Source organism: Alicyclobacillus fodiniaquatilis, assembly GCF_042678105.1.
In the GTDB taxonomy this organism is placed as follows: domain Bacteria; phylum Bacillota; class Bacilli; order Alicyclobacillales; family Alicyclobacillaceae; genus Alicyclobacillus; species Alicyclobacillus fodiniaquatilis.
In genome coordinates this window covers 69,742-81,351 of sequence record NZ_JBHUCX010000020.1, presented here as the reverse complement: position 1 = coordinate 81,351, position 11,610 = coordinate 69,742, and the positions used below count along the sequence as shown (strand labels likewise).

Genomic DNA, 11,610 nt, shown 5'->3' with positions numbered 1-11,610 from the left:
CCGATCGCGGTTATGGCGCGATCGGCGTTTTATTTATACCAGCGAAGGGAAAAAGTGATGGCCAAATAGTTGATCATATAGAATGAAAGCAGCTAATGCCCATGTGTAGACTGCGAAAATGCGCATGCGGCTGTGTTGAATCAGCCACCTTGTGCCAAGCACGGCGAAGTAACCAGCCACGGCGGCGGCGATGGCCCCGATGATCATCTGGCTCCAGGGCAATGCCAAGGTTGTCGCTTTGTCTTCGAACACATCGTCCACTTTGACGAGCGTCGCGCCAAGGATGGCGGGAATGGAAAGGACGAAAGAAAACCGAGTGGCAGCTTCGCGGTCCATGCCGCGCCACAGCCCGGCGGCGATGGTCAGGCCTGAGCGGGACAAGGCTGGCAAAATGGAGATGCCTTGCAGTGTGCCGACCCACAAACTGTCTTTGACGCTCATGGTGGCTTCGTTTTTTTTGCCCGTCTCAACGCTGTCCATCCACCACAGGATGACGCCAGTGATGACGAACTCGAAACCAATGGTGATGCCACTGTCGAATAGGCTGTCAAACCATTCCTCGCAAACGGCGCCGACAACTGCAGTTGGCAACAACGCCACCAGAATCATCCACGCTGTGCGCGATTTCGGATGCGCAATCAGCCACTTCACTTCTCTGCGCATGGCATAAACGACTGCCACCAAAGTGCCAAGGTGCAACAACAGGATAAACAGTGTATCGTCCTCAATTTGGATATGCCAGAGCTTTTCCAATAGCACGATGTGACCAGTGCTGCTGATGGGCAAGAACTCGGTCACACCTTGTACAATTCCCATGATAATGGCCTGTAAAGTGGTCATATCCACCCTCCTTTTACTCATCTTGCATACGCGTAGGACATGCTTAGTGAAATATATATGGCCATTGGCGATGAACATGTCCAAAGCTTTGCGCAAAACGGCATCTTTTTTCTGTCTTGTCCATATGTATAAAGCGTATTGGGAGGGATAGTCATGGCCAACCGCTGGCTGAGCCTACAGGTCGCGTGTGTGTATATCGGGACTGTAGTTGGCGCTGGTTTTGCGTCGGGGCAAGAGATTTACCAATTTTTTGTTCAATTTGGTCCGGTGGCCTATCTTTCGATTGTCCTCGTCACCGCCTTGTTCGCTTGGTTGGGTTATCGCCTGATGGCGCTTGGCGCCATGTTGAAAGCAACATCGTTTCGCGATCTCAATGCACATCTGTACACGGGTGCTTTGCGCAAGATCATCGACGCCATCTTGCTGTTTATGTTATTTGGGGTCACCGTTGCGATGTTGGCTGGGACCGGCGCGCTGTTTAAGGAGCAACTGCACCTTTCTTTTTCATTAGGTGTCCTCACAGCTGTGGTGGCCACGTTTGTCACGATGTTGTTTGGCATGAACGGGCTTTTGAAAGTGAACAGCGTCATTGTGCCAACTCTGATCTTGTTCGTCTTCTATACGGCCTTTCACACTTGGTGGGGCGCACATACAGGCACAGGGCATTGGCCGCTGCCCTCCCCTGTTCATCTCGGAGCGCAGGTGTGGCTGTCAGCGCTGCTGTATGGCGCCATGAACATCGCTTTATCAGCTGGTGTGCTGGTACCGCTCGGCGGTCAGATTGGTCAGTTAAAAGTATTAAAACGCGGGGCGATTTTCGGCGCGATCGGGCTGGGCGCGATGCTTGTCGCCGTTAGTTTTGCGCTTTTCTGCTATTTGCCGGACGCACTCGCGTACGCCATGCCGATGGCGTTTATCGCGTCTCATTTCGCACATTGGTTATCCTGGCTCTTCATCGCCGTATTATTTGGCGAGATTTACTCCACTTTGATTGGCAACGTATACGCGCTGGCGGCTACCGCAGCCATCAGCCGCAGACAAATGCTGATTGGCAGCCTCGTTTTGTTGATCATCGCTGGGGCATTGAGCCACTTCGGTTTTAAAATCATCGTCGCCTACGCCTACACAGGATTTGGCTGGGTCAGCCTCTTTCTCATTCTGATTTTAGTGCTGCACCGCACGCATTTGCCGCGCGCTTAAAGCGCTCGTATAATAGCCACTGGGACGAGTTTCATATATTACCCAATTGGCTGAAGCGCGGCAAAGGAGCTTTGCACCCATGTTTAGACAACCTATGCAATGGTTCATGATCGTGATCGGCAGCTTAATTTATTCCATTGGTTTAAACGGATTTCTGATTGCCAATCACCTCGCCGAGGGAAGTTTTGTCGGGATTTCTGTCCTCCTCCTCTACGAATTTCATCTTCCTGTCGGCTTGACTTTTTTGGTTTTAAATATTCCTTTATTGATTGTCGCCTGGCGGATGTTTGGCAAAGAATTCGTGTTCAAAACCGCTTTGGGCGTCGTCGGTGTGAGTGTATTTAGTGAATTGACGAAGTTCATTCAGATCCCCACGCATGATCAACTCCTGGCGGCTTTGTATGCTGGTGTCGTGACAGGGATAGGGCTAGGCCTCATTTTCCGGACGGGCGGCACCACGGGCGGCGCGGACATCATCGCGCGCATTCTTCGCCATCGTCGAGGCATGGGGATGGGCAAGACGCTGTTTTTCATTGATGTCATCGTCATTTGTCTCGTCATCATTGTCGTGGGACGAGAAGTGGCGATGTATTCGTTGGTTGCGCTGTTTGTCTCCAGCCGGGTGATTGATTTTGTCATTGAGGGAGCGCAAAGCGGGAAAGCGATCAGCATTATTTCGGAAAAACACATGGATATCGTGACCGCCATCCACGAACAGTTGGATCGCGGGACCACCTTGTTGCAGGCGACAGGCGGTTACACCGGCCAGACGCGACAAGTCATTCACTGTGTGGTTTCCCGCGAAGAGGTCGTCCGCGTCCAGCGCATCATTCATGAAGTAGACCCACAGGCGTTTGTCACCATCAGCGATGTCCACGAGATCGCTGGTGAAGGATTTACGTTTGACGATGTGGTGACGCCGCGCCGCAAAGGCGTTTTGCGCAAGTCGCGGTAAATCGTGTGCATATCTGACAATCCACTTATATCGACAGGGGGATCGCCGTTTTGACGGTTTATTCCCCTCCCTTCGTGGCCTTCATCAAGGTGCATTTCCGTGAATTTTGTGTATAATTATTCACTGATAATGATAATATATTCATTGGATTCAAATTTGCCATTCGGGGTTTCCCCATTGCTTCTATTTCCATGCTTCTGTTCATGAAATCGGCATTACATATCGTGTTCTCTCTCGATTTTTTATTCATTTTCTTTTATCAGCAAAGGAGGAATTGATGCATGGATACTTCGATCAGTCTGGCGCACTCAATTGAGGAAATCAGCGCGAATGCTTGGCCTGCACGCATTCGCCAAACGATGGGATGTTGGCAGTTGCGTGCGTTTGACGGGATTACAAAGCGTGCAAACAGTGTCCTGCCACTGTACAAAATGCCAGATTATGAATGGTGGATGGATGAAGTGGAAAGGTTTTATCAACACCAGTCTTTGCCCATCAGATTTCAAATCAGCGACGTATCACCGCAACCGTTGGACGAAATGTTGGCCGCTTGGGGTTATCAGATTGAAGGTCAATCGGCGGTGTATACCGCGACTTGCCACGAAATCCTCGCCTGTGCGCACATTGATGACGTGCTGCAAGTCATTGTCTCGTCGGCGTTGACTCAAGAATGGATGGAGGCGTTTATACATATCGAAGAAATTCCGCTGCACATGAAAGGATTTTATCAAGAAATGTTCCAGACAATTGGATTGCAACAAGGGTTTATACAGGTGCGGTCTCAAGGTGAGTGCGTCGGGATCGGCACAGTTGTTTTGGAACGTGGCTGGGCTGGTTTGTTCAATCTGGCCACAGCCCAGCACTTTCGGAGACAGAGAGTTGCGACCCGCGCGATACACGCGCTGGCGGAATGGAGTCTGCAGCATGGTGCGGAAAACGTGTATTTGCAAGTCGTGTCTGATAACGACAAGGCGCTTGCCCTCTATCGTAAACTGGGCTTTCAGCACTTGTACCGCTATCATTATCGGACAAAATATTGAGTTGTCATGATGCGTGCTGAACAAGTACGTCATACCAAACTGGCGCAAATCCGGATCACGAGTAAAAATGCCATACTTTCTCTGATTTCACACTAGACGCCAAAGAATCCCAAGGAAGATAAGTGCTTCCCTGATAAACAATTCCCTGTACGTCTTTGCCGTTGACGGTCATCACGCCGTTTCCCTTGTAAACGTGCGGTGTGCCCATTGTATTCAGCGCCGTCCATAAGACATACGTCACATTGTCAACCGCGATGGCTGAATAGGGGTGATCTAACACAAAGACATTGAATATCGGGTAGGTCGTTGACGCTGGCGTTGGCGCATACGTGTTTTTCAAATCCGTCACCGTCCCTGCATAAACATCCAAATCCACGTTCCCATTGATACCCGGTATAGATCCTGTATCCGAGTATTGCCAAAAGGTCCATGAGGTCCAACCGGCAGCGTTTGCTGGTTGACTGACATCATAATTCGCAATCCACACAGGAATACTGCTCGCTAACGTTGGCTCCAAATAGGTGTCGGCAAAGTTCGGATAGGTATAAATCATGGGTTTTTTGCCAGCCGCGCTTGCGACGAGATCGACCCAGTCCTTAATCCAGGTGGCCAATGCCGCATTGGTTAGTCCACCGTTGTCCTCCACGTCCAATACAGGGGGGAGTTCACCGAATCCGCCATTTGATTTCATGGTGTTGATAAAGTAGTTGGCTTGTATCGCCGCTGAACTTTGCCCTGGGCGCGCATAGCAATATACGCCGCGCAATAAACCTGCGGCTTTTGCGGCAGGGAAATTCGTGGGGAACTTACTGTCCGTGATATTTGACCCTTCGGTCGCTTTGATAAAAGCAAATGAAATATTCGCTTGTGCAACCTGTTCCCAATTGATGTTGCCTTGATACGCTGAAACGTCGATGCCCAGCGCATCCGTCGGTTTTCGTGTTTGCATTGCTCACACCCATCCCTTGTAGCGCATTCTTCATGCTATTTTCAAGGCCGTCTTACACCATATGTAGGTTGCTTACATTCAGTTCATCCCAACCGATGATTTTTCCAGGATTCACGTCTAGGCATCATTCACTCCAGAGCTGGCCAGGGAAGTCAGCGCATGTTCGAACCTCCTTCACAACCAAACTTGTATAGACTTGTGTTTCATTACGTGCGATTCTGTTCCAGAATGATGTGCAGTGCGTCGGATAGTGTATTCACTTTGAAATCTGCATGGACATCATTTCTGCGACGATGATCAACCAAGATGGTCATGAGCCCCACTTGCTTTGCTCCGTCCATCTCGTTGTCCCCTCCATCGCCGATAAAAAAGCAATCTTCTGCGCGCCCGTTCAATTCTTTCAAAGCTTTCAGATAAATATCAGGCATCGGCTTTGCTATCTTGTGCTTGTACGATAAGACGATAGAATCAAAATAAGAACGTATACCAACTGTATCAAGCACGATATGCTTCCACGAATTTTTGTAAATCTACGTTCATTTGGTTGGAGATTGCCGCATAGAAAGGAGAGCCAGGCTTTTCATCAATCAAAGTTGCCCACAAATCAAAAAATACGATAGGTGCATCATCACGTACATTTGAATGATCAAATTCCGATATGTGCTTTGCAGACGCTGACATCCTTGACACCCCTTGTTCACTCAAATCATGTTTGGCACTCAACCTCCCGCACTGAATAACAGGAGCCGCTCTAACCCAATTGCGCTAATCAGCATTCGTTCTTTCTTATTTCCCAACAACTTTTGGGACCAATCGACGTATCCTCCGTCGCCAATCGCATGTTCTTGTCCGTTGAGCTTCGCTTTTATCGTAAATTGAAGGCCTTTGTAATACCCGTTTTCTTCATCAGCTTCTTTGATCGCGATTTTCATCGCATGCGCTTCCCCGTATTCAATGATACTTTGCAACAACCCGGCTGAGTCCTTATAGCCAGCGCGTCGACTGACGACAACCTCAATTTCTGTCCCGAACAACATACGAAATATATCCAGATAGACATGGATATGTTCCCAAAAGGATTGCTTTTCAAAATGATACGAACCTTGGTCAACGCCCGCCGTAACCATACAGAACAAATGAAAATGCGGCCGCATCCCATGCGCATTGCCAAAGTATTGTGCCCTCACATGTCTGTGGGTTGTAGATAGTCTGATTAAATCGGAGCGAGCACGCCTGCTGTTTGTCTGTATCAAATGACAGATGTGGAGCGCCAAGAGATTGGTTGCGTCCGCCACAACTTCGGTTCCCCTGGTTGCAGAGATAACTTTACGTTGATCCACTTTCGCGATAATTGAACACGAACCTAGCGGCGCTACTGGCGATAGTTGAATGGGTGTCGCTGCATGATTTCTTGCCATATTCAATACATCCAACTCGAGTTGTTTCAGTTGAATCGGATCCACATCGGCAGGGTGTACGAACCGGTTATCCGCGTACCCTTTCAGTAAGTCACTGGCTGACTGTTTATCGGTTTTCTCTCTAAACACTTCCAAGAGAAGGGTGTTTAAATCAGCACCATTGATTCGTTCACTGAGCAACGCGACAATGTCCTCTACACCCAGCTTGCGAATGATTCGACCGAGGTGATTTGGCATATCTTCAGTCATCATGCTTCCCCCAAATTTCGACTTTTAAAAACAAGTCAGCTAAAGTGTAAATCTGTTCCGTACTGTATTAATTGCAGCTTCTTCGCAACAGCTTGGGACGCGGAATTATGCCATGAAGTGCTGTAGAGCGCAATTAAACCACGGCTTTGCATCGCGGCAGCCCATGCGATTGATACCTCCACACCATATCCTTTTCCGCGGAAATCCGCTGCAGTCTGCACACTCGCTTCAGCGCCGACAGACGACAGTCTTGCACTGCAACACAAGGAGACAGCAACACCGTCTCGAACGATCACAAAAAATGGTTGCATAGCCGCCAAATCACCCAAAAAATCAGAGAAGTGTGATTGTAACAGTGATTGATTCTCTTGTGTGATTCGTACCGCTTGCGTAGATCTGCCCCTCACATCCGGAAATACATATGCCGGACCAATCCAAATACGGTCCAACTGTCGATCACGATTCAAAATATGCACAATTTCTGCTAGGTTGATCCGGTCGTGATCGCCAGTTGCTTGCTGCAATGCTTCTATCACATCCGCCCCCAACGAATGGAGATATCTTTTTACATTTCCACCCTTCGTGTGGCCAAGGAAAAAGCGTGGCGCAATGCGGTTCGTGCCATCGTTCACAGTGGTCAGGCGACCATTTTCGTCGTGGTTAAATAATAGGCGCGCTTGGAAGTTCATCAATTCCATGTCAGAAAGCAATCAATTCCCTCATTTCGGTTTCAACCAACTGTACTGCGCGAAATATATGTGGTTGGTGTTGCGCATTTCTCTTCATTCACGCGGCGTATAGCGACTAAGCGACGTTTTGCCTATCCAAATATCGCTTCGGGGTGCGCAAGTATCCATTCACTGAGGCGCAGAAGCACGCTCTTTTCATGAAGCTGTTTTACAGGATTGTTTGAGAAGCCGACGTTGGCCGCGTGATACATCGGTATCGAGGCAATATACGGAGCCAACGCTTTTCTCTCTAATGTAGTAAGCCAAGTATGCGCAGCGAGCTCATATTCGTTGACAAGTTGTCCGACATCTTGCCATCGATAGTGATTTGGCGCTTGATGTCCACCTTGAGTGAGCACCATGAATGCCAAAGCATAAGCGATATCATAGATTCGTGGCCTGTGAGCGGCAAACCCAAAGTCGAAATACACTGTCTGACCATCCAGTGTTTGACACACATTGGATAGGCGGATATCGCCGTGGACGAGTTGCGTCGGAAGCTCTGACGTTGAAATCCACTGACTGCGCAAACGTCGCAAGAGATTGTTCAGAAGCTCGGCGGTGATGACAGCCTCCGAATCGTCTTGTACGGCGATGGAGGTCACCTGCAACCATCTACGCAATGTCGACGGACTGGCATATGTGGCAACCAAAGGGCGTGGAACGGCGACATGCAACCTTGTAAGCGTACGATGGAGTACACCCATGGCTTGAAACAGCCACAAGTACGAATCCAACGATGGGTTAAGTCGTTCGTGTGGGATAAATTGCTCCAACTCTGCCCATCGGTTCTGGCATCGCAAGAGTGGCGCATTGTTCCAATACATTGGAATCGGCACAATCAATCCCTGGTTATCACAGCCATATCGAAGCTTTTGAACAGCCAGTAAACGCGATCTCGACACAAAAGGCTGATGTACCCGCAATACCAATTCGTCAGGCTCGATTCTCACATTGAGGCTCATGACTCCGCCAAGATCAGTGGTTTTGGCGTCAGGAGCAATTTCTGCGATCAACTTTTGCGCATGTGGATTGTTCAACAGCATTCGATCAGGATCAGAAGGATCATCCCTCCACCATTTTGTGAGCCGCGCGTGGTTCACTGCAGTCACAAGAAATACATCCTTTCCAGATAGGTTTTTTGAATCGATATGCGCGCTGCTTAAAAGTTTGAGCTGTTTGTAAATCCATATCGTGATCGAATGACTCCGTTTTCATTAACTCAATCGACGAAATGCTCCGGTTTCACGTTTGGCCTGTTCAATCAGCTCATCGATGTCTTTGAGGCTTCTTAAAATGATGACATTTTTATTGGCGTGTTTTTGAATTTTCTCCATGATAATGGCACGTCTGTTCTTGGGAAAATTCCAGACCCACTTTACAAACGCCCAATCGAGTTTCTCCGGACATCCATCATGCAGATCTGGTCTGGTTTTTCCGTGGTATTGAACTCTTCTCTTGATGACTCTGTATGTGGTGATCCAACGAGGCAAGTCTATAAAGATGACGGTATCGGCGGCGGACAGTCGAATATCCAACGTCCTGTTGTACATGCCGTCAATAATCCACTCATCTCTTTGAATAAGTTCTTTTTGCATGTCATCCCATTCATCATTTGGCGTCGCAACCCATCCAGGTTTCCAGAACAGCGCATCCAAATGGTAGACAGGCAACTTTGTAATATCCCCCAGCTTTCGAGCCATCACGGATTTGCCCGATCCGCCCGAACCGATGATCATGATTTTTTTCACTGCGTTCCTCCTCCACGCTTGGAATTGACACGCATATTGAGCATATCAAAAAATGGTTCCGTCAGGGAATGTTGCCTGTCACTTTCTCGCATTATTTCACGAATGCGAAGCGTTCCATTCAGCGCGCAGGATTCCATAGATGTACGCATCGTGCCTCTTCCCATCTCTTCGCAGAAACTCCCTTTGAACACCTTCGCGTTTAAACCCCGATTTCTCGTACAGGGCGATTGCCATCGGCGTTACGAACTTTGTTTCCTTGGAGAAAACCGGTTGCAAGCATTCCAGTACCTTCTTTCTCAATTTTTGTTCGAACCAATGTACACCTGTTCATGACGGTACAAATGCATATTAGCATTCATACATTGGTCTGAACGGTTCTTGCGATCAAACGTCGCAAATCTCGCACTCGGTTTGGCGTTTCTGTGGTGGAATTGTTCAGTAAGTCGCACAAGGCAATCAGATCTTCAAGTTTGGATAGGTGTTTCCAGTTGTCCGCCAAAACGATGCCTTGTGCTTGATAGGCTTGTATAAAATGTCTTTCAAATGGCGAGTCATCCTCTTCATACCGCAGCATGTTGGCGATGTCGGCGTGACGGCTCCAGGCAAAGGCGAATTCCCAATCCAAAACTGCGGATACTGAATAGTTCGTTGAATCGGGTTGCATCAAGAGGTTTAGGCCGTTGAAATCCGAATGGACAAGGACTGGCTTTTCGCTGTTTTCTGACAGAGCGGAATGAGATGCTTTGCAGAAAAGCCACAGTTTTTGCGTAATCTCTTCCCCCAGCCACTTGCCGCATTGGTTATGGAACAGACTTTCTTCCATGAATGAAAGAAAAAAATCGCCGTCCATCCTGATGGGGTAGGTAATTTTCAGCTTCCCGTCGAAGAAGCCCGATTCCGGGAATGAGAAGGCGTGAATATCGGCAAGCACCTTGCCAACTGCGGCCGCGGGTGCAGCGATGTCCTCGAACGATCCGCTCTTCAAGACATCGCGTAAAAGAATGCCTTCTTTCCATTCCAATATCGCCCAAGGTTGTTCAAGCACGCTGCAACTTGTATCGGCGTATATGAAATCAGCAACCGGTACGGTTTTATGTACAAGTTCAGCGAGGGCAAATTCTTTATCCGCAATTTCCTTGCTTCCACGATACAGGCGAAAAACGAAAGGCCTGGAGCCCTCGGAGAGATGGATTTTGTAATTGGTATTGCTGAATCCCGTGCCGATGCGTTCGGCAGATACGATTCGTTTATCAGGAAACACTGGCTTGATGATGTCGCTCATCTGGCGAAGATCGAGCGTAATGGGGATTCCCGTTCGTTCCCAGCCTTCCTTCATCTTGTCGACTCCCTAGTTTATAAGACTTTTTGCATGATCCACGAACCGCCGTCGTCTTCGCTGACTTTCTTGAAACCACTGGTTTCATATAAAAGTATCGCAGGGAAATTATCTGCTGACACGCTTAATGATAATGCCTGATAGCCAAAAGAACGAGCATGTGAGGACATTTTGGACAGCAATTTACGTCCGATTCCCTTTCCTCTGTATGGAAGGCATATTGCCATTCCGAGTTCGGGGGTTTCTTCATCTACAAAACCGTATCCTGCATCATCTTTTTTAAACTTGCGAATCCATATCGCACCTATCGGTGTGCCATCGGTCCGAACCGCCATTAACGCGTAGTCGCCTTTTTCTTCGCCCCAGTTCTTTAGATATTTCTCGATACTGGGATGCTTTAAGACGTCTTTGCTTAATGGCTGGTCGCCATCCGCAACATAAATGGACTGATACAGCATCTCCCAAAGAAAGGGGGTATCTTGTTTTTTGCATGGTTTTACTAAAAAGTCCATATAACGAACCTCCCGTTGGGATCGACGTAGTTGTTTGTCAGCATATCAGCAATGAGGCGGTACCACATAGATGCTTTCTTGGTACCGCCTCATCTCAACTGAATTCACTTTTGTCTCTTTTTCGAGTTTGTGAAGTTTTCACGATATGCGAGCGGATTGAGATTGACCATGTCTCCGTAAGATTTTGTGAGTTCTTGCACGGCACCCGATGACAGGCCATTGGCTAATAGCTCTCGTTGGAAGCGCCTTTGTGCCAGTCGTTTCGCAACGTATATTTTTGGCAGTAACACACTGAGATTTATCATCAGGACCACGCCCTTTAGGACGATACGGATGATGGGCATCGCTTAATCCTCTTCTTTTTCGTTCGATGGCTTAATGTGTTTGATCACATCTTTCAGCGAGATCATATAATTTGACGCCATTTTCAATGCAACTTCCTCTGGAATCCCAGCGGAGGTGAGTTCTTTATAGAGGGAACCAACGGCTTTGCCCAGATCGCTCCCAGCCTGTTCAGAGTAAAGCGTTTTCAGGATTCCCGAGATGAGCTCTGGAACTTTTCGCGATGTGATATCCAACAGATCATATACTTCTTTTGCATCTTCGCTGTAATTTTCCATTTGATATCGCTC

14 protein-coding genes are annotated in these 11,610 nt (G+C 48.2%); 3 read left to right on the top strand and 11 right to left on the bottom strand.

Annotation, left to right across the window (positions count from 1 at the left end):
* Positions 1–33: 33 nt before the first annotated feature.
* A complete protein-coding gene (locus ACFSB2_RS06805; RefSeq protein WP_377942283.1) occupies positions 34–840 on the bottom strand; it encodes an undecaprenyl-diphosphate phosphatase in 807 nt (268 codons plus the stop codon).
* A 153-nt stretch (positions 841–993) separates the two neighbouring features.
* On the opposite strand from ACFSB2_RS06805, the gene ACFSB2_RS06800 reads away from it, so the two are divergent.
* The 3 genes from ACFSB2_RS06800 (at position 994) to ACFSB2_RS06790 (ending at position 4,035) form a co-directional block, all read left to right on the top strand.
* Positions 994–2,040 carry a YkvI family membrane protein gene (locus ACFSB2_RS06800; RefSeq protein WP_377942282.1) on the top strand — a complete coding sequence of 349 codons (1,047 nt, stop codon included), beginning with the start codon at positions 994–996 and terminating at the stop codon, positions 2,038–2,040.
* A gap of 79 nt (positions 2,041–2,119) precedes the next feature.
* The gene (locus ACFSB2_RS06795) at positions 2,120–2,995 is read left to right on the top strand and encodes a YitT family protein (RefSeq protein WP_377942281.1); all 876 of its coding nucleotides are present in this window, start codon (positions 2,120–2,122) and stop codon (positions 2,993–2,995) included.
* Between the two features lie 281 nt (positions 2,996–3,276).
* Positions 3,277–4,035 carry a GNAT family N-acetyltransferase gene (locus ACFSB2_RS06790; protein WP_377942280.1) on the top strand — a complete coding sequence of 253 codons (759 nt, stop codon included), beginning with the start codon at positions 3,277–3,279 and terminating at the stop codon, positions 4,033–4,035.
* Positions 4,036–4,090: 55 nt separating this feature from the next.
* On the opposite strand, the gene ACFSB2_RS06785 is transcribed toward ACFSB2_RS06790, so the two are convergent.
* From ACFSB2_RS06785 to ACFSB2_RS06740, 10 genes are all read right to left on the bottom strand, one after another.
* Positions 4,091–4,984, bottom strand: a complete 894-nt coding sequence (locus ACFSB2_RS06785; RefSeq protein WP_377942279.1) for a glycoside hydrolase family 25 protein — start codon at positions 4,982–4,984, stop codon at positions 4,091–4,093.
* A 206-nt stretch (positions 4,985–5,190) separates the two neighbouring features.
* Positions 5,191–5,487, bottom strand: coding sequence for an HAD family hydrolase (locus tag ACFSB2_RS06780; protein ID WP_377942278.1), 297 nt, complete (start codon positions 5,485–5,487; stop codon positions 5,191–5,193).
* Positions 5,480–5,665, bottom strand: a complete 186-nt coding sequence (locus ACFSB2_RS06775) for a hypothetical protein (RefSeq protein WP_377942277.1) — start codon at positions 5,663–5,665, stop codon at positions 5,480–5,482. Before ACFSB2_RS06775 ends, ACFSB2_RS06780 begins: the two co-directional genes overlap by 8 nt.
* 38 nt (positions 5,666–5,703) lie before the next feature.
* Entirely contained in the window at positions 5,704–6,651 is a 948-nt protein-coding gene (locus tag ACFSB2_RS06770; protein ID WP_377942276.1) for a hypothetical protein, read from the bottom strand.
* A gap of 35 nt (positions 6,652–6,686) precedes the next feature.
* Positions 6,687–7,361, bottom strand: a complete 675-nt coding sequence (locus tag ACFSB2_RS06765) for a GNAT family N-acetyltransferase (protein WP_377942275.1) — start codon at positions 7,359–7,361, stop codon at positions 6,687–6,689.
* Positions 7,362–7,471: 110 nt separating this feature from the next.
* Complete coding sequence (locus ACFSB2_RS06760) at positions 7,472–8,491, bottom strand: phosphotransferase (protein WP_377942274.1); 1,020 nt, start codon at positions 8,489–8,491, stop codon at positions 7,472–7,474.
* Positions 8,492–8,596: 105 nt separating this feature from the next.
* The gene (locus ACFSB2_RS06755; RefSeq protein WP_377942273.1) at positions 8,597–9,130 is read right to left on the bottom strand and encodes a DNA topology modulation protein; all 534 of its coding nucleotides are present in this window, start codon (positions 9,128–9,130) and stop codon (positions 8,597–8,599) included.
* 355 nt (positions 9,131–9,485) lie between these two features.
* Positions 9,486–10,466, bottom strand: coding sequence for a phosphotransferase family protein (locus tag ACFSB2_RS06750; protein WP_377942272.1), 981 nt, complete (start codon positions 10,464–10,466; stop codon positions 9,486–9,488).
* Between the two features lie 17 nt (positions 10,467–10,483).
* A complete protein-coding gene (locus ACFSB2_RS06745) occupies positions 10,484–10,978 on the bottom strand; it encodes a GNAT family N-acetyltransferase (RefSeq protein ID WP_377942271.1) in 495 nt (164 codons plus the stop codon).
* Between the two features lie 347 nt (positions 10,979–11,325).
* Positions 11,326–11,598, bottom strand: a complete 273-nt coding sequence (locus ACFSB2_RS06740) for a hypothetical protein (protein ID WP_377942270.1) — start codon at positions 11,596–11,598, stop codon at positions 11,326–11,328.
* Positions 11,599–11,610: the final 12 nt, after the last annotated feature.